Genomic DNA, 16,602 nt, shown 5'->3' on the forward strand with positions numbered 1-16,602 from the left:
TACTATTTCCACGCAGCTGCATTCCTTCCAGCACTCTAAACAGAATATCAAATGCGCTTACAACAAACCACCTGCTACCCACAAAAAAGGGGGCTATGGCTGGCAATAACCAGCTATAGCCCCCTTTTTCTCAGTTCTAGGAATTACGCCACGCCGGAACCGGGGCGCACGGGGCTGCTGGGCTGCATGAGGCTGAGCACACCGTCGGCGTTTTCGGCCATCAGGAGCATGCCTTGGCTTTGGATGCCTTTGATTTCGCGGGGGGCGAGGTTGAGCAGCACCTGCACCTGCTGGCCGATGAGGGCCTCGGGCAGGAAGTGCTCGGCAATGCCCGACACGATGGTGCGGGGCTCGTCGAAACCGAGGTCTACGCTGAGTTTGAGCAGCTTTTTGGTTTTGGCTACCTTCTCAGCGGCCACGATGGTGCCGATGCGCAGATCCATCGTCTGGAATTGCTCGAAGCTCACATCCTCCTTGGCTGGAGCGGCTACGGCGGCGGCCAGCTCGTTGGCTTTCTTGGTATCGAGCAGCTTCTGCACCTGAGCTTCCACGGTGGCGTCTTCGATTTTGGTGAACAGCAGCGCGGCTTCGGCCAACTGGTGGCCGGCGGGCAGAGCGTCGGGGCGGGCGGCCTGGGGCCAGGTGCCTTTCTCGGTGTTGAGCATCCGGCCCAGGCGGGCGGCGGCTTCGGGCAGGAAGGGCTCCAGCAGCGTGACGAAGGCGGCAGCCAGCTGCAGGGACACGTGCAGCACGGTGCCGGTGCGGGCTTCGTCGGTTTTGATTAGCTTCCAGGGCTCCTGATCGGCCAGGTATTTGTTGCCGAGGCGCGAGAGGTTCATCAACTCGTTCAGCGCGTCGCGGAAGCGGTAGTTGTCAATCAGCTCCCCAATGCGGGCCGGAAACTCCTGCAGCTGGCGCAGTACGTCCTCATCCTCGGTGGTGAAGCCCACGGCGGCGGGCACTTTGCCTTCGAAGAACTTATGCGTCAGCACCACGGCCCGGTTCACAAAGTTGCCGAGGTTGGCTACCAGCTCGTTGTTATTGCGGGCCTGAAAGTCTTTCCAGGTGAAATCGTTGTCCTTGGTTTCAGGGGCGTTGGCGCAGAGCACGTAGCGCAGCACGTCGGCCTGGCCGGGGAAATCCTGCAGGTACTCGTGCAGCCACACGGCCCAGTTGCGGCTCGTGCTGATTTTATCGCCTTCCAGGTTCAGGAACTCGTTGGCAGGCACGTTATCGGGCAGGATGTAGTCGCCGTGGGCCTTGAGCATCGTGGGGAAGATGATGCAGTGGAACACGATGTTGTCCTTGCCGATGAAGTGCACCAGCTTGGTACCCTGGTCTTTCCAGTAGGTTTCCCAGGTGTCGGGCAGCAGGTCTTTGGTAGCCGAGATATAGCCGATAGGCGCATCAAACCACACGTAGAGCACCTTGCCCTCGGCCCCGGCTACCGGTACCGGCACGCCCCAGTCCAGGTCGCGGGTGACGGCGCGGGGGTGCAGGCCCTGGTCAATCCACGATTTACACTGGCCGTACACGTTGGCTTTCCAGTCCTGCTTATGGCCTTCCACAATCCACTCGCGCAGCCAGGGCTCGTACTGATCCAGGGGCAAATACCAGTGCTTGGTTTCGCGCAGCACGGGCTGGTTGCCGCTAAGCATGGAGCGGGGGTTGATGAGTTCGGTGGGGCTGAGTGAGGTGCCGCACTTCTCGCACTGGTCGCCGTAGGCGTTTTCGTTGCCGCAGTTGGGGCAGGTACCTACAATGTAACGGTCAGCCAGAAACTGGTCGGCCTTCTCGTCATAGTACTGCTCGGAAACCTGCTCGATGAACTTACCCTCGTCGTAGAGCTTCCTGAAAAAGCCGCTAGCTACCTCGGCGTGCGTCTCGGACGAGGTGCGCGAGTAAATATCAAACGACACGCCGAACTCCTGGAACGAGTCGCGGATGATGGCGTGGTACTTATCGACCACCTGCTGGGGCGTGACGCCCTCCTTCTGGGCCCGGATGGTGATGGGCACGCCGTGCTCATCGGAGCCGCAGATGAATTTCACGTCGCGTTGCTGGGCGCGCAGGTAGCGCACGTAGATATCGGCGGGCAAATACACGCCGGCCAGGTGGCCGATGTGCACGGGGCCGTTGGCGTAGGGCAGCGCAGCCGTTACGGTGTAGCGTTGGGGCAGAGAGGACATATGAGCAGGCGAAAAAACAACGTAAGCCCGGCCGAATTCGGCAACGGGAGTGCAAAGGAACAAGTAAAAAAGAGGAATAATGCAGCTTTCCGCTTCCAGGCCGGCCAACAGGCAGCAGCGGCCTTACCGGGTGAGAGCATACCCTGGTAAATCATAACATGGCTGTCGGAGGTTTGGCGTAGCAATACCTCTATATTTCGCTCACCTACTGCGGAGTTTTTTGCGTACTCAGTTTTACATTTCTCCCTACCTAGCCAAGGCATGAAAAATTCAGATCAGGAAAAGCCCGATAAAAAGGCCAAGAAGCAGCAGAACGCCGCCGAAAAAGCGCAGCGCAAAGCCGCTAAAGCTGCCCAGTCAACTACTACGGCCATCGACGACTCCAAAGCCAGCAAAAAAGCCAGCCAGAAGAAAGCGTTGAAAACGGCGGCTAAGCAGCTGCAGAAAGAGTTGGACGGCCGTATTAACGAGGTAGTAAAGCGCATTCGCAAGGAAACGAAGGCCAAGCTGCAGGAAGTGGTGAAGGATGCCACTCGCCGCCTCGACACCGACATGGGTCACCTGTTTGAGCAGGCCCTGCACACCATTGTGAGCCGTCACGAAACCGGCACCCCCGCTGCTTCCGACAGCATTTCCACCGACGCCGGGGCTTCCCCCGCTTCGGCCGGTACCAGCGGTGCTGCTCCCAAATCAACCCGCAACCGCTCGGCCAGCCGTCCCGCCACCCCTACCCGCTCAACGCCCGCGGCGGCAGCTGACAAGCCGGCCGCCCGCCCGGCCGCCAAAGCCCCCGCCCGCTCCAGAGCCAAAGCTGCTCCTGCCCCGGCCGCACCCGCTCCGGACGCTGCTTCGGAAACGGCCCAGTAGCCACCGAACCTACCCCGCAAACAACAGCGCCCCGCCTCTAGTATGAAGCGGGGCGCTGTTGTTTGCGGGGTAGTGGGCGCGGCATTAACGAGGCAGCCTTAGCGTATCGGCGGGGGCGCCGTTTACGCGGCGCATGCGGGTTTCGGGCGTGGTGGTATTGTTGTCGTTGGTGTTGAGGGTTTCGGGGCGCTTGCGGGAGTTGATACCGCTGGCCTGCTCCCGAATGGGCACCCGGCCGGGCGTAGCATCGGGCACGGAGCCACCGTAGCCGGCGTTGCTGTTGTAGGCCGCCTGGCGGTCGGCGTCCGTGAGGATGCGGGTGGGCGGGCGCTGCACGGCGGCTTCCTCCCCTATCGTTTCAGATGTGGTGCAGGCTCCTAGTAGAGCAAGAGCGGGCAAAAGCAACAACCGTTTCATAGCAAAAAAATACAGCAGCCAGCCCGTTATGAGCTGGCTGCTGTAGTAAACGAACCCGGCAGGGAGAGGTTGGCCTGCTAACCGTGAATCAGATACAAATCGGTCTGAATACCGTTCCAGAGGCCCACGCGGGCCTGCATGCACTCGGCGGCTACAGCCAGGCTTTCCTCCCAGCGCTGGGCGTCCTGCCCGCACAGGTCGCGCACCATTTGCTGGGCCAGGGGCGTGTGCACTTCCTCATCCAGCTCAATATGGCGGTTGAGGTAGTAGCTGAACGTATCGAGTTGGCCGGGAAAGCGGAAGTTGAGGTCGGCCACCAGGTGGCGGAACATGTCGGGAATGACATCCTCCCGGCCAAAGGTGAAGGCCGCCGCTACAGCGTGCGGCTTACCTGACTCAATGATGGCAAACGTGCCCAGCACAAACTCCTGCACCGTAGTTGGCGCGTTGGCTTCTACCAGGGCCTCCGCCACGGTCTGGCCGGCCGCCAGGGCCTCCAGCAGGCGCTCAATGGGCCCCGTATCGGCACCACATTCCTGCATGGCGCGCAGGTAGAGCTCAAAGTGGCTGGCGGGGCGGCCTTCGGGGTCTACGTCGGTTTCCTCTTCCAGCACAATATCATTGATGAGGCGGCGCGTGGCAGCGTTGCCGCGCGGCACCCACGGAATTTCTACGCAGGTAAGCTCCCGCTGCAGGGCCTTCAACAGGGACATAAAGTCCCAGACGGCAAATACGTGGTGCTGCATAAACACCCGTAAATCATCGAGGGAATGCAGGGACTGATACACGCTGTGGGCGACCAACTGCTCACGCGCCGGGGCCAGAGCCTGCTGCAGTTCCGCAATTGAATCAGAGTGAATTTGGCTTGACATAGAACGAGGGTAAAATGTGCAGTAGAGCATAAGCTCCGCTGTACCAACAAACGAAATGGCCCGTTGGCTTGGATTGCCAGCGGGCCACCGCAAAATTATAGCAGTTGATAGTTAACAGTTGTTAGTTGTCGGTGAATAGGCATGCAAGCAGACCAACAACTGACAACTATCAACCAACAGCTTATTTGGCTTTTTCGAACACCATGCCGTAGGAGTCCATGCAGTAGCGCTGGCCGGTGGGCTTGGGGCCGTCGTCGAAGACGTGGCCGAGGTGGCCGCCGCACTTGGCACACATAATGGCGTCGCGGGTCATGCCCAGGCTTTTGTCAGAAGCCACTTTCAGGCTGGCATCGGAGGCCGGGGCCCAGAAGCTTGGCCAGCCCGTGCCCGACTCAAACTTAGTGGCCGAGGAGAACAGCAGGTTGTGGCAGCCAGCGCAGTAATAACTTCCTTTGGCGTGGTTATCCCAGTACGGGTTGTTGTACGGCTTCTCGGTGCCCTCCTGGCGCAGGATGTAGTACTGCTCCGAGGTGAGCTGTTTTTTCCACTCGGCCTCCGTTTTGCGCACCGGAAACTCATCCGGCCGGCCGGTGGCTACCTTGGGTTTTGGGTACGCTTTAGCAGCTGTAGATGGGGAAGTTACCGGCCGGGGAGAGTCGGCCAGGTCCATTTTGGCGTCATTTTTTTTCTGTGAGCAGGCCGAGTTCAGGGTTAGCGCCGACAGAAGCAAAATCAGGCAGGGAAAACGCATGGGGGATGAGGGGTCTGGAATGAACTGAAAACAGGAAGCCAGCCGCAAAAGCGGGCCGCTGCCAGAACATACGCAGCTTAGCTACAGTTCGGTCTTACCGGGTTAAATAGGCCCGCGGCTATACTTCCGGGAACCTCAGGAGGCCAATAAGTTGTCTGTTTTCTCGCCCGCAGTTTCTTCCTCATTCAGTAACAAGTATTTACTGCGCGCTTTTGCGCCAAACATTCCGTACCTTTGCGCCCGGAAAACCCTTCGTATGCAGAACATTCGCAATATCGCCATCATTGCCCACGTTGACCACGGCAAGACTACGCTCGTGGACAAGATCATTCACGCCTCCAAGCTGTTCGACGAGCACCAGCAGTTCGACGACCTCATCCTGGACAACAATGACCTGGAACGTGAGCGAGGCATCACCATCGTCTCCAAAAACGTATCGGTACGGTACAAAGACGTTAAGATCAACATCATTGACACCCCTGGTCACGCCGACTTCGGCGGCGAAGTAGAGCGGGTGCTGAAGATGGCCGACGGCGTACTGCTGCTGGTGGACGCCTTTGAAGGTGCCATGCCCCAGACGCGTTTTGTGCTGGGCAAAGCCATCGACCTGGGCCTGAAGCCCATTGTGGTGGTAAACAAAGTCGACAAAGAAAACTGCCGTCCCGATGAGGTGCACGAGCAAGTATTCGACCTGATGTTCAACCTGGGTGCCACCGAAGATCAGCTGGACTTCGTGACCCTGTACGGCTCCTCGAAGCAGGGCTGGATGAGCACCGACTGGAAAGTAAAAACTGACAGCATCATTCCGCTGCTCGACGCCGTGGTGGCTTCTATCCCGGCAGCTCCCCAGCTGGACGGTACGCCCCAGATGCAGGTTACCTCGCTCGACTACTCGTCGTTCGTGGGCCGGATTGCCATTGGCCGGGTGCACCGCGGTACGCTGAAAGAAGGCGCTAACATGAGCCTGATTAAGCGCGACGGCACCATCAAAAAGGTAAAAATCAAAGAGCTGCAGGTGTTCGAAGGCCTGGGCCGCAACAAAGTAGCCGAGGTTAGCTCCGGCGAAATCTGCGCCGTAACCGGCATCGAAGGCTTCGACATCGGCGATACGCTGGCTGACGCTGAAAACCCCGAGGCACTGGCGGTAATCAGCATCGACGAGCCGACGATGAACATGCTGTTCACCATCAACAACTCGCCCTTCTTCGGTAAGGAAGGCAAGTTTGTGACCTCGCGCCACCTGCGTGACCGTCTGTTCAAGGAAACCGAGAAAAACCTGGCCCTGCGCGTGAAGGAAACCGACCGTGAAGACACCTTCCTGGTGTACGGCCGTGGTATTCTGCACTTGTCGGTACTCATCGAGACCATGCGTCGCGAAGGGTTCGAGCTGCAGGTAGGCCAGCCGCAGGTACTGTTCCGTGAGGATGATAATGGCAACCGTCTGGAGCCCATTGAGCACCTAGTGGTAGACGTACCGGAGGAAACTGCCGGTAAGGTTATCGAGCTGGTGACCATGCGCAAAGGCGAGCTGACCATCATGGAGCCCAAGGGCGACCTGCAGCACCTGGAGTTCAACATTCCGGCCCGGGGCCTGATTGGCCTGCGGAACAACGTGCTGACCGCCACCGCCGGTGAGGCCATCATGAACCACCGCTTCTCGGCTTACGAAGCCTATAAAGGTGTAATTCCCGGCCGTATCTCCGGTTCGCTGATTTCGATGGACACCGGTGCCGGCACCGCCTACACCATCGACAAAATGCAGGACCGTGGCGAGTTCTTCGTGGACCCAGGAGAGGAAGTGTACGCTGGCCAGGTTATCGGTGAGCACACCCGCCCCAACGACTTGACCATCAACATCCAGAAAGGCAAGAAGCTCACCAACATGCGTGCCTCGGGTACGGATGATAACGTGAAAATCGTGCCCAAGCGTCAGTTCTCGCTGGAAGAAGCCATGGAATACATCCAGAAGGATGAGTACCTGGAAGTAACCCCGAAATCGGTGCGGATGCGGAAAATTCTGCTGGATGAAAACGAGCGTCTGCGTTCGGCCAAGAAGGCTGACTAGCTTACAGCAGATAGTGTTGTAAAAAAGGGAGCGGCCGGCGGCTGCTCCCTTTTTTGTTTTGGGCTAGGTCAGCACATGCGCGCTTTTGCGGTTACGTATGACGCAACAGTTTTCCCCTGTCCGTTTATGCCCGAATCACCTGCTTACTCGCCCGCCAATGCGGCCCCTCGCTGGTCATTGATGCGCCAGCGTTGGAGCAACCTACTGTTTGCCCACTGGGCTGTGGAGCCGGCCCTGCTGCGCCCCTATTTGCCGGAGCGGCTGGAGCTGGACCTGTTTGAGGGGCAGGCGTGGCTGGGCGTGGTGCCGTTTACCATGAGCCATATCCGGCCACTAGGGCTGCCGGCCGTGCCGGGGCTGAGCGCCCTGCACGAGCTGAACGTGCGCACCTATGCCCGCCTCGATGGGGTGCCGGGCGTATGGTTTTTGTCGTTGGATGCCACGCAGCCGCTGGGCGTGTGGGCCGCGCGCACGCTGTTTCACCTGCCCTACCTGCACGCCCGCATGCAGCTTACCCGCACAGGCCCTACGTTGCAGGCCACTGCTGAGCGTACGCACCGGGGCGCGCCAGCCGCCACCTTTGCAGCGGCTTGGACGCCGGGAGACGCTTTGCCCCTAGCCGAGGCCGGTTCCTTGGCGTATTTCCTGACGGAGCGTTACCATTTGTACACGGCCGGCCCCACCGTACAGCCAGGCCAGCACGGCAACAGTATCTGGCGGGGCCGGCTCTGGCACGCACCCTGGCAGTTACGAACGGCGACCTTGCAGCATTGGAATTCTACAGTAGTGGAAAGTCACGGCCTACCCACACGTCCAGGGCCGCCGTTGCTGCACGCCGCCGATGCCCTGGACGTGTGGGTAGAAGACTTGCGGCGAGTGTAAGGACAGCATGCTTTCACCAGAACCGGCGGCTGGTTGCGGGAGTGGTTAAATCCTGCGGAGCAGGCATGAGTACAGCATCTGTACTGGGGTAGACTATTCGGGCTCGGTACTGGCAGCCGACGACTTAGTGCAGGCTAGTGCGCGGAGGTTTTGGAAAACACGTTGATAACGACCACCCCAGCCAGAATCAGCACTAGGCCAAAAATGGCGGGTGCATCGGGCACCTGCTTGTAGAGCACAACACCGGTTAGCGTGATAAGCACGATGCCAATACCCGACCACACCGCGTAGGCAATACCGATGGGAATTGTTTTCAGGGTGAGGCTAAGACAATAAAAGGCCAGCCCATAGCCCACCACCACCACCGCACTCGGCAAGAGTTTGGTAAATCCTTCAGAGGCTTTCAGAGCCGAGGTTCCGACAGTTTCGGCCACAATGGCCAGCAGCAAAATCAGCCAGTTTTTCATACGCTTATCTACCGCGCAACACCTCAAAGGTTTGGTAGCCCTGCACGAGGCCGGGGCTGGCTTGCACGCTCTGTACGCGGGCAGCGGGCGGCCCCTGCCGGCACCAGGCTTGCAGCTGGTCGAGTGCCTCAAGGGCTCCTTCCGCTTCAATGCTCACAGTGCCGTCGGGGTTGTTACGCACGGTGCCGGTGAGGCCCAAACGGCGGGCTTCCTGCTGAGTGCTCTGGCGAAAAAAGACGCCCTGCACCAGGCCACGGACGTGAATGGTACGATGCTCAAGGGGTGAACTCACGGGATAAACTGTAGGTGCCAGCGGCCCTGGGAATCCTGCTGCCAGCGGGTATTGCGGAAAGGATTTTCGGCCGACAGCATCCGTCCGGGCAGATGCTGCCGCCGCAGGCGGCCGGTTGTAGCCTCACGCTCATCAAGGTATACGGCCGGCGCGGGGGCCGTGGTACGCCGCGCCGGGCCATTGTCTGTGATAACCCAGGTGGTCGTATCGGGGCTGAACAGGCGGGCCAGCGTCCGTCGGTCGGGGGCCAGATAGTACACTTCCGTTGGCTCGTCATACTTGTCCCTGACAGAATCGGGGAAAGCTGGAAACTGCACGGCAAAGCCCCGGAGCTGCTGCAAGTCGAAGAGCGTGCCGCTGGTATCGGTGAGCGGCACCCATACAGACCCAGTATCGGCGGCCAGACGGAAAGGCGGCGAGGAGTATAAGGAGTTTTCGACCCCCACGCGGTGGAGGCGCGGGCCGGCGGTGGTGAGGCGCAACACATACACGCTATTGACCGGCTCGTATCCCGCCAGGCACTGCACCCGCAGCAGCCACCGGGCCGGGTACTGCGGCAGCCGCTGCAGCCGCCCCAGCGTCGGCAGGCTCGAATCGGGGCGGCAGAGGGTGAGGGGCAGTACAGGCCGGCCGTGGTAAAGCATTTCGGTAGCCAGCGTATCGTAGTGGCTGAACAGCAGCTGGGTGCGCTTCTGGATACGGTAGCGCAGCACCAGCGGGGCCTGCACGGCGGTGTTTTCGGTGGTAAACTCGGAGGTAGAGCAGGCCCCGAATACCAGTACCACCAGCAGCGCGCCCAGCAGCAGGCGGGGCCACCACGCCCCAGGGGCAGACAAGGGCTTGAGGAAGGGCATAGGCGGGGCGGCGGCAGAAACCGATACAAGATAAGCAGCGGACGTTTGCCGAGAACCTGCCAACTTCGCGCTTCTGCTTTCTTCTGGCCTTCCCTCCCTCATGCGCTACCTGCTCCGCAACTGCCTGGTGTACACCGGCTCCACCCTGCTGCCCCACCACACACTGCTGGTGAAAGATGGCCTGATTGAAGCGGTACTGCCCGAGGTGGCCGCTCCTACCGACGTACTCACCGTGGATGCCCAGGGCCTGAGCGTGGCCCCTGGCCTGCTGGATTTGCAGGTGTACGGGGCCGCAGGAGAGCTTTTTTCCGTGACGCCCTCGCCCGGGGCCCTGACCACGTTGTGCAGCCACGCGTTCCGGCACGGTACCACCGGAGTGCTGGCCACCATGCCCACCAACTCCTGGGCCCTGATGCGGCAAGCCCTGGAGGCCGGCCAGGAGTTTTGCCGCCAGCAGCCAGGCCTGTTGGGCATTCACCTGGAAGGCCCCTTTATCAACCCCGCCAAGAAGGGAGCCCACCAGGCCGAGTTTATCCGGGAGGCCACCGTGGCCGATGTGGAAGAGTTGCTAGCACTGGCGGGCCGCACGCTGAAGATGATGACCCTGGCCCCGGAAATGGTATCGGCGGCTGTGGTGGCCCGGCTACGGGCGGCCGATGTGGTACTCTCGGCGGGGCACTCCAACGCCACGTTTGCGCAGGCAGCAGCTGGTTTCCGCCAGGGCTTTACGGCCGCTACCCACTTGTTCAATGCCATGTCGGCGCTGCAGGGGCGGGAGCCGGGCATGGTGGGAGCCGTGTACGACTCGGCCACGGCCTACGCCAGCATCATTGCTGATGGCGTACACTGCGACTTTGCCGCCGTGCGCATCAGCCAGAAGATTCTACAAGAGCGGTTGTTCCTGATTACCGATGCCGTAACCGACAGCCAACAGGGCGCCTACCAGTTTCAGCGGGAGGCCAACCGCTACGTAGATGCCCAGGGCACGCTGGCCGGCTCAGCCCTCACCCTGCCTCAGGCCATCCGCAACTGCGTGCAGCACGCCGGCATCCCGCTGGAAGAGGCCTTGCGCATGGCCTCGCTCTACCCGGCCCAGCTGCTTGGCCTCGACCACGAGCTGGGCTACCTCAGCAGCACCTACCGCGCCGATTTTTGGCTGTTTGATGAGCACCTGACACCCCACGCCACGGCCCGCGCCGGGGAGCTGGTGTGGCACTGACAACAAACTATCAGTTGCCCCTTACGGCCTTAGCAGCCCCTCCCGCTAAACTTCCCTCTGGCGCACGGCTTCAAACGTGAGAATGGCGGTGGCCGTGCTTACGTTCAGCGAATCAATGGCCCCACGCATGGGAATGATGATGGTTTGGTCGCAGGCCTGCATGAGCTCGGGGGTGAGTCCGTCGGCTTCGGTGCCCATAACCAGCGCCGTGGGCCCCTGGAAGTTGCAGGTGGTGTAGGGCACGGCCGCAGCAGTGAGGGCGGCGGCGTAGGTGCGGATACCGTGGCGCTGGCACCAGGCCAGCAGCTCGGGGCGGGTGGTGGCAATGGTGGGCACCGTGAATGAGCAGCCAATGCTACTGCGGATGGCGTTGGGGTTGAACAGGTCGGTGCGCGGGTCGCAGACGATGACGGCGGTGGCCTGGGCTGCATCGGCGGTGCGCAGAATAGCCCCCAGGTTGCCGGGCTTCTCCACGGCTTCCAGCACCAGCAGCAGGGGGCTGGCCGGCAGCGGCAGCTCCTCCAGCGTGAGCAGCGGGGGCTTTACCAAAGCCAGCACCCCGTCGGAGCCTTCCCGGTAAGCCACTTTCTCGAACACCGCTTTTGATACCTCAAACCACTCCACGCCCTGGCGGCCGAACAACTCCCGCAGCGCCTGCTGATGCTGGGCTCCGGCTAAATCGGGGCAGACGAACAAGGCCGTAACCGCTACGCCTGCGCCGTGGGCAATAGTCAGCTCCCGCAGGCCCTCCACGATGGTAAGCCCCTGGGCCCGCCGCTCCGACGATTTTTGCTGCAGCTTCAGCAGGTTTTTGATGCGCGGATTCTGGGGGCTGGTAATGGGGTCGAGGGGCATAGAAAAAAATACGGGCGTGGCAGTTGGGCCCGCAAAGATACGCAGGCCAACTTGCGCCACGGCCCGGCCGTTGTAGGCTCACCAGGACCGTTTTCCGTCCCGGCCGTTCGTATTTTCGCCCGTTTATTCTCTCCTTTTCTATGGGCCTCAAGCTCAACACCAAAATTATTCTGGGCTTCGTTATTGCCGTGGGCGTTCTGCTGCTGACCTCGGCCGTATCCTGGTACAGCATTCAGCAGCTGGGCTTTTACACCCGGCAGGTGGAGCATACCTACCGGGTGCTGGAAAATGCCTCCAGCCTGCGCGGCCACGTGCGCGACGCTCAGAGCCAGGTGCGCGGCTACCTGCTGCTCAACGACTCCTCCTACCTTCCCGGCTTCTACGAAAGCGTTCCGGTAGCCGAGCAGGACTTCCAGATGCTGCAACTACTCACCCTCGACAACCCCCGCCAGCAGGCCCGCCTCGATACGCTGCACAACCGCCTGAAGGAGGAGTTTGCGTTTCTGGAACGATGGTCGAAGCTGCCGCCCTCCGACAATGCCGTACGCCGCTTGGTGCGCGAGGACCGGAACCGGCAGCTGGCACTGCGGCAGATGATTACGCGGGTGCAGGACGAGGAAAAGGTACTGCTGAAGGAGCGCCACCGCCGCCAGGATTTCTTTGAGAATACCACTCCGCTGGCCATCGTTGTGTCGGCCATTCTGGCTACCCTCATCGTGGCTTGGCTGTTTACCAAAATTAACCAGGAGCTACAGGCCAATGAGCAGCTCCAGCACCAGCTGCAGCGCACCAACGCCGATATGGCCTACCGAATTGAGGTGGTGGAAACGCTGGCCAACCGGGTTATGCAGGGTGATTACACGGCCCGGGTGGCCGAGCAGGACCAGGCTAGCCTGGGCAACCTGGCTGCCTCTCTTAACCACATGACCCACACCTTGGATACCAGCTTTACTTCCCTGGAAAACCGGAACCGGGAGCTGGACCAGTTTGCCTACGTGGCCTCCCACGACCTGAAAGCCCCATTGCGCGGTATCGTAACCGTGGTGAAGTGGATAGAAGATGAGCTACCCCATGAGCTAAGCCCCCAGATGCGCCAGTACCTGGACATGATGAAGGGCCGCCTGCATCGCCTCGAAGACCTCATCAATGGCTTGCTGGCCTACGCCCGCGCCGGCCGCACGGAGCGCAAGCTGGAAAATGTGGACGTGCAGCAGCTAGTGGCCGAGGTGACAGAGTTGGTAGTACCGCCCACTTTCCAGGTAGAAGTACCTACGCCCCTGCCCGTGCTGCACACCGACCGGCTTAGCCTGCAGCAGGTACTTACCAACCTCATCGGCAACGCCGCCAAATACCACCACCGCCCCGATGGCCGCATTACCGTAACCGCCCGCGACCTGGGCGAGTGCCACGAGTTTCGGGTGCAGGACGATGGACCGGGTATTGCCCCGCAATTTCAGCAGAAAGTGTTCCTGATGTTTCAGACCTTGCGCGACCGAAACACGGCCGAAAGCACTGGCATCGGCCTCAGCATTGTCAAGCGCATTGTGGAGGAGCAGAAAGGCTCTATCCGCATTGAATCGGAGGCAGGCGAAGGGGCCGCCTTTATCTTTACCTGGCACAAATGACGGGGTGTGATGGTAAGAGGGTGTGGGGGTAGGAGGGTAAAAAAGTATGACCTCTACCTTCTTACCCTCCTACCCTCCTACCCTCCTATCCCCACACCCTCACACCCTACCGTATGCGCTCCGTACTGCTCGTCGAGGACGATTTTTTTGATACCATGACGGCCCAGAAAGCCTTCGAAAAGTTTAGTGTACCGCATAAGCTCTACACGGCCTTCAATGGCCTGGAAGCCCTGGACCTACTACTGGGCACCAACGGCGCGGAGCCCATCCGGCCCCTGCCCGAGGTGATTCTGCTGGATTTGAACATGCCCAAAATGAACGGGCACGAGTTCCTGGCCGAAATCAGCACCCACCCCGAGCTGAGTACCATTCCGGTTTTCATTACCACCACCTCGGGCATGGACGTAGACCGCCTGAATGCGCAGAACCTGGGCGTAAGCGGCTACATTTTGAAACCCATGGACTTTGAATCCGGCACCGATATGGTGGACAGCCTGAACCTGCTGGAGCGGCTGCTACGGTCCCCAGTATAATACCCCGGCCTTGCTCTTTGCTATGCAGCTATTATTCAAAAACGACCACTGCCGCATCTTCCTGGATGAGAGCATTCCGGCTTTGTACCAGGAGTGGCAGGGCTTTGTGGCCGGTGAGGCGCTGCGCGAAGCCCACGATGCCACCGTGCAGCTGCTCCGCCAGCACCAGCTCAGCCGCGTACTGGCCGATACCCGGCAGATGCGCGTAATTCCGCGCGCCGACCAGCAGTGGATCATGGACAGCTTTTTTCCCAGGGCCATTGCGGCCGGCTACCGGCGCGTGGCCGTAGTACAGGCCGAGGACGCATTCAACCAGACTTCCGTGCAGAACATTCTGGGCGGCGTTACGCAGAACACGCTGCTGGTGGCCGAGCATTTCCGGAGCGTGCCTGAGGCGCGGGCCTGGCTGCAGGCGCAGTAAAGCGCGGCCTCGTGCCCCACTCCCCTGCGCCCGGGCACTCAACGGTGGCGGATTCCGGGCCTTTTGCTTGAGGGTACAGCAAGTCCGGCATTTTGTTTGAGGGAGGTATCCTAGCCAAATTTGCCGGGCACTTTCGGGGTTCAGTGAGGGTTGGTGGTGGTAGCTGGCGGCGCCTGAGGTGGCCGGGCTTGCTCTCACGGCATCTTCACACTACCCGCCTGATAATTCGTTCTTTCTGCCTTTATTTATCCCTATGTTGCTTCGCTTCCTCCCTGTGCTGGCCTTGTGTGGGCTGGCATTCCCGGCCCTGGCTCAACAAACCCCGCGTGAGCTGAACACTCTGCCGGGCGCGCCCGCTCCCGTAGCCCAACCTGCTCCCACTGTAGCCCCCCAACCAGCCGTAGCTCCAGCCCCCGCGGTTGCTCCCGTTTCCGTGGCCCCGCCCGATACTGCCCGCCGCGCCCCCCGCACCCTGGCCGCCCCGCCTGCCATGCCCGACTCGGCACGTACGCAGCAACGCCAGCCCCAATTGCCCCCGGCCAACACCACCCGCTATGCCGTGGGGTTGAAGTCGGGACAGGTGCTGCGCGGCTACGATGTGGAGGTAAAGCAGCCCGTATTCGGCCGCACGTTTCTGCTGGTAGATGGGCAGCAGCGCCTGGACCTGACTGATGTGCGCTACTACGAAGATGAGACTGGGTTTTACGTGCGTACTACTTTGCCCGGCCGCTCCAAGCGGGAAAGTACCCTGCGCCGCGACCGGGTGGGCCGCATTAGCCTCTACTCCATCACCTCCCAGCAATACATGAACAATCCGGGCGGTTTTAGCCCCTACGGCTACGGCCGCTACGGCGGGTACGGCTACCCCTACGGCGGGGGCTTTGGCGGGTACCGCACGGTGCGCACCGAATATTTCAGCAAGGATAATGGCCCTATTGAAGACCTCAGCGTCCGGAACCTGCAACTGGCGACGATAGACAACCCTGGCTCCCAGCGGCTACTGGCGGATGCCCGCCGCTACCAGCGTATTACTACGCTCAGCTACGTGGGAGCTGGCGCTCTGCTACTGGCCGGCACGTTTTCCAGCCTTGGTGGCAGCACCGGTTTTTCGGTGTCGCCGCTGATGTACGCGGCTATTCCCCTGGCCATTGTACCGCTGGTTATCGGCGGCAAGTCGCAGAACAGCGTGAAACAGGCCATATTACTATACAACCGGGGGCAGTAGCCTCGCCTTTTCCTGCTGCAATGAAAACGCCCCGGCTACCTACAGCCGGGGCGTTTTCATTGCAGCAGGGTCAACCTTGGGGGAGCTAGTTTGCGTAGGCAGGCAGGTGAACACACCGGTTACTACTGCCCTACTGGCTGAGCGCCAGGAACTGGCTCTATGGGTACACGAAAAGCTCTGCGCTGAGTACGGCGCGCCGTTTGCCTTTTTCAGTACTAAAGACCCACTCAGCGAGTTAATCAGCGCCCTGCTTTCTCACCGCACCCGCAACCAGGATTCGCACCGCGCCTACCAGGAGTTGCGGGCTCGGTTCCCGACCTGGGAGCAGGTTAGCGCAGCGCCCACTGCCGAGGTGGAACAGGCCATTAGTGCCTGCACCTGGCCCGAGCAGAAGGCCCCGCGCCTGCAGCAGGTACTACGGGAAGTGAGCAACCGGTGCAACGGCCCCTGCAACCTGGAGTTTCTGGCCGAGCTGCCCATTCCGGAGGCCCGGGCCTGGCTGGAGCAGCTGCCCGGCGTGGGCCCCAAAACCAGCGCTGCCGTGCTCCTGTTCAGTACCCTGCGCCGCCCAGCCATGCCCGTAGATAGCCACCACCACCGCGTGGCGCAACGCCTGGGCCTCATCGGGCCGAAAGTAGGCGAGGCAGCGGCTCATGCTCAGCTGGCGGCCCTTCTTCCTCCTACCTGGGACGCGCAGCAGGTATACGACCACCACGAGGCCCTGATGTTTCATGGGCAGAAGTGCTGCTATTTTCACACTCCGGCCTGTGGGCGGTGCGTGGTACTGAGCCGCTGCCCTTTTGGCCAAGGCCGGGTCCGGTAATTTTTACGCAACTTTCGCCCCCTTCCTTTTCTTCCAACTGCTATGAAACCGACCTACGGACTGCCCGCCCTTCTCTCGTTCTTCATCCCCGGCCTGGGCCAGCTCATCAAAGGCCAGATTTTGAAAGCCTTTCTTATTTGGGCCGTGGGCGGAGCCGTGGGCTTCCTGCTGGCCTGGACGCTCATAGTACCTTTCATCATCTGGGCCTGGAACGTGTACGACGCCTACAACGACCCCGCTTAAAC

General features: G+C 60.8%; 18 protein-coding genes. 10 read left to right on the top strand and 8 right to left on the bottom strand.

Translation table 11 applies throughout. The features are described from left to right. Nucleotides 1-143 precede the first annotated feature (143 nt). Nucleotides 144-2,189: a methionine--tRNA ligase gene (gene metG, locus ROI90_RS08610; protein WP_315997927.1), complete on the bottom strand. Its 2,046-nt coding sequence runs from the start codon at nt 2,187-2,189 to the stop codon at nt 144-146. 261 nt (nt 2,190-2,450) lie between these two features. Here metG and ROI90_RS08615 point away from each other — a divergent pair, with 261 nt between their 5' ends. Beyond that, on the top strand, nt 2,451-3,056 hold the full coding sequence (locus tag ROI90_RS08615; protein ID WP_315997928.1) for a hypothetical protein: 606 nt from the start codon (nt 2,451-2,453) through the stop codon (nt 3,054-3,056). An 84-nt stretch (nt 3,057-3,140) separates the two neighbouring features. Here the strand turns inward: ROI90_RS08615 and ROI90_RS08620 are convergent, their stop codons facing one another. From ROI90_RS08620 to msrB, 3 genes are all read right to left on the bottom strand, one after another. After that, nucleotides 3,141-3,473 carry a hypothetical protein gene (locus tag ROI90_RS08620; RefSeq protein ID WP_315997929.1) on the bottom strand — a complete coding sequence of 111 codons (333 nt, stop codon included), beginning with the start codon at nt 3,471-3,473 and terminating at the stop codon, nt 3,141-3,143. A gap of 77 nt (nt 3,474-3,550) precedes the next feature. Then, entirely contained in the window at nt 3,551-4,345 is a 795-nt protein-coding gene (locus ROI90_RS08625) for a DUF3050 domain-containing protein (RefSeq protein WP_315997930.1), read from the bottom strand. A 181-nt stretch (nt 4,346-4,526) separates the two neighbouring features. Then, the gene (gene msrB / locus ROI90_RS08630; RefSeq protein WP_315997931.1) at nt 4,527-5,096 is read right to left on the bottom strand and encodes a peptide-methionine (R)-S-oxide reductase MsrB; all 570 of its coding nucleotides are present in this window, start codon (nt 5,094-5,096) and stop codon (nt 4,527-4,529) included. 256 nt (nt 5,097-5,352) lie between these two features. Here msrB and typA point away from each other — a divergent pair, with 256 nt between their 5' ends. Both typA and ROI90_RS08640 read left to right on the top strand, forming a co-directional pair. Beyond that, nucleotides 5,353-7,161 (top strand): translational GTPase TypA, encoded by a 1,809-nt coding sequence (typA, locus tag ROI90_RS08635; RefSeq protein WP_315997932.1) that lies wholly within the window; start codon nt 5,353-5,355, stop codon nt 7,159-7,161. A gap of 126 nt (nt 7,162-7,287) precedes the next feature. After that, the gene (locus ROI90_RS08640; protein ID WP_315997933.1) at nt 7,288-8,043 is read left to right on the top strand and encodes a YqjF family protein; all 756 of its coding nucleotides are present in this window, start codon (nt 7,288-7,290) and stop codon (nt 8,041-8,043) included. 134 nt (nt 8,044-8,177) lie between these two features. Here the strand turns inward: ROI90_RS08640 and ROI90_RS08645 are convergent, their stop codons facing one another. The 3 genes from ROI90_RS08645 to ROI90_RS08655 are packed head-to-tail and all read right to left on the bottom strand — an operon-like array spanning nt 8,178 to nt 9,656. Next, nucleotides 8,178-8,510 carry a DMT family transporter gene (locus ROI90_RS08645; protein WP_315997934.1) on the bottom strand — a complete coding sequence of 111 codons (333 nt, stop codon included), beginning with the start codon at nt 8,508-8,510 and terminating at the stop codon, nt 8,178-8,180. A 4-nt stretch (nt 8,511-8,514) separates the two neighbouring features. Beyond that, a complete protein-coding gene (locus ROI90_RS08650) occupies nt 8,515-8,802 on the bottom strand; it encodes an acylphosphatase (protein ID WP_315997935.1) in 288 nt (95 codons plus the stop codon). After that, nucleotides 8,799-9,656 carry a hypothetical protein gene (locus ROI90_RS08655; protein ID WP_315997936.1) on the bottom strand — a complete coding sequence of 286 codons (858 nt, stop codon included), beginning with the start codon at nt 9,654-9,656 and terminating at the stop codon, nt 8,799-8,801. Before ROI90_RS08655 ends, ROI90_RS08650 begins: the two co-directional genes overlap by 4 nt. Before the next feature lie 100 nt (nt 9,657-9,756). On the opposite strand from ROI90_RS08655, the gene nagA reads away from it, so the two are divergent. Then, nucleotides 9,757-10,875 carry an N-acetylglucosamine-6-phosphate deacetylase gene (gene nagA, locus ROI90_RS08660; RefSeq protein WP_315997937.1) on the top strand — a complete coding sequence of 373 codons (1,119 nt, stop codon included), beginning with the start codon at nt 9,757-9,759 and terminating at the stop codon, nt 10,873-10,875. 45 nt (nt 10,876-10,920) lie between these two features. Here the strand turns inward: nagA and ROI90_RS08665 are convergent, their stop codons facing one another. Beyond that, nucleotides 10,921-11,730: a TrmH family RNA methyltransferase gene (locus ROI90_RS08665; protein ID WP_315997938.1), complete on the bottom strand. Its 810-nt coding sequence runs from the start codon at nt 11,728-11,730 to the stop codon at nt 10,921-10,923. A gap of 140 nt (nt 11,731-11,870) precedes the next feature. Here ROI90_RS08665 and ROI90_RS08670 point away from each other — a divergent pair, with 140 nt between their 5' ends. The 6 genes from ROI90_RS08670 (at nt 11,871) to ROI90_RS08695 (ending at nt 16,600) form a co-directional block, all read left to right on the top strand. Next, nucleotides 11,871-13,355 (top strand): sensor histidine kinase, encoded by a 1,485-nt coding sequence (locus ROI90_RS08670; protein ID WP_315997939.1) that lies wholly within the window; start codon nt 11,871-11,873, stop codon nt 13,353-13,355. Between the two features lie 113 nt (nt 13,356-13,468). Continuing rightward, nucleotides 13,469-13,888: a response regulator gene (locus ROI90_RS08675; RefSeq protein WP_315997940.1), complete on the top strand. Its 420-nt coding sequence runs from the start codon at nt 13,469-13,471 to the stop codon at nt 13,886-13,888. 22 nt (nt 13,889-13,910) lie between these two features. Further along, nucleotides 13,911-14,309, top strand: coding sequence for an STAS/SEC14 domain-containing protein (locus ROI90_RS08680; protein ID WP_315997941.1), 399 nt, complete (start codon nt 13,911-13,913; stop codon nt 14,307-14,309). A 253-nt stretch (nt 14,310-14,562) separates the two neighbouring features. After that, the gene (locus ROI90_RS08685) at nt 14,563-15,534 is read left to right on the top strand and encodes a hypothetical protein (RefSeq protein ID WP_315997942.1); all 972 of its coding nucleotides are present in this window, start codon (nt 14,563-14,565) and stop codon (nt 15,532-15,534) included. 106 nt (nt 15,535-15,640) lie between these two features. Next, nucleotides 15,641-16,357, top strand: coding sequence for an endonuclease III domain-containing protein (locus tag ROI90_RS08690; RefSeq protein WP_315997943.1), 717 nt, complete (start codon nt 15,641-15,643; stop codon nt 16,355-16,357). A 42-nt stretch (nt 16,358-16,399) separates the two neighbouring features. Then, complete coding sequence (locus ROI90_RS08695; protein WP_315997944.1) at nt 16,400-16,600, top strand: hypothetical protein; 201 nt, start codon at nt 16,400-16,402, stop codon at nt 16,598-16,600. The last annotated feature ends 2 nt before the right edge of the window (nt 16,601-16,602 follow it).

Origin of the sequence: Hymenobacter endophyticus (genome assembly GCF_032464715.1) — a bacterium.
In the GTDB taxonomy this organism is placed as follows: Bacteria; Bacteroidota; Bacteroidia; order Cytophagales; family Hymenobacteraceae; genus Hymenobacter; species Hymenobacter endophyticus.

Bases quoted from the DNA above. Each gene is read 5' to 3' on its own strand.
- ROI90_RS08665 (WP_315997938.1), bottom strand. From the start codon at position 11,730: ATGCCCCTCGACCCCATTACCAGCCCCCAGAATCCGCGCATCAAAAAC.
- ROI90_RS08625 (WP_315997930.1), bottom strand. From the start codon at position 4,345: ATGTCAAGCCAAATTCACTCTGATTCAATTGCGGAACTGCAGCAGGCT.
- msrB (WP_315997931.1), bottom strand. From the start codon at position 5,096: ATGCGTTTTCCCTGCCTGATTTTGCTTCTGTCGGCGCTAACCCTGAAC.
- ROI90_RS08670 (WP_315997939.1), top strand. From the start codon at position 11,871: ATGGGCCTCAAGCTCAACACCAAAATTATTCTGGGCTTCGTTATTGCC.
- ROI90_RS08680 (WP_315997941.1), top strand. From the start codon at position 13,911: ATGCAGCTATTATTCAAAAACGACCACTGCCGCATCTTCCTGGATGAG.
- ROI90_RS08685 (WP_315997942.1), top strand. From the start codon at position 14,563: ATGTTGCTTCGCTTCCTCCCTGTGCTGGCCTTGTGTGGGCTGGCATTC.
- ROI90_RS08640 (WP_315997933.1), top strand. From the start codon at position 7,288: ATGCCCGAATCACCTGCTTACTCGCCCGCCAATGCGGCCCCTCGCTGG.
- typA (WP_315997932.1), top strand. From the start codon at position 5,353: ATGCAGAACATTCGCAATATCGCCATCATTGCCCACGTTGACCACGGC.
- ROI90_RS08675 (WP_315997940.1), top strand. From the start codon at position 13,469: ATGCGCTCCGTACTGCTCGTCGAGGACGATTTTTTTGATACCATGACG.
- ROI90_RS08620 (WP_315997929.1), bottom strand. From the start codon at position 3,473: ATGAAACGGTTGTTGCTTTTGCCCGCTCTTGCTCTACTAGGAGCCTGC.
- ROI90_RS08695 (WP_315997944.1), top strand. From the start codon at position 16,400: ATGAAACCGACCTACGGACTGCCCGCCCTTCTCTCGTTCTTCATCCCC.
- nagA (WP_315997937.1), top strand. From the start codon at position 9,757: ATGCGCTACCTGCTCCGCAACTGCCTGGTGTACACCGGCTCCACCCTG.
- ROI90_RS08645 (WP_315997934.1), bottom strand. From the start codon at position 8,510: ATGAAAAACTGGCTGATTTTGCTGCTGGCCATTGTGGCCGAAACTGTC.
- ROI90_RS08615 (WP_315997928.1), top strand. From the start codon at position 2,451: ATGAAAAATTCAGATCAGGAAAAGCCCGATAAAAAGGCCAAGAAGCAG.
- ROI90_RS08655 (WP_315997936.1), bottom strand. From the start codon at position 9,656: ATGCCCTTCCTCAAGCCCTTGTCTGCCCCTGGGGCGTGGTGGCCCCGC.
- metG (WP_315997927.1), bottom strand. From the start codon at position 2,189: ATGTCCTCTCTGCCCCAACGCTACACCGTAACGGCTGCGCTGCCCTAC.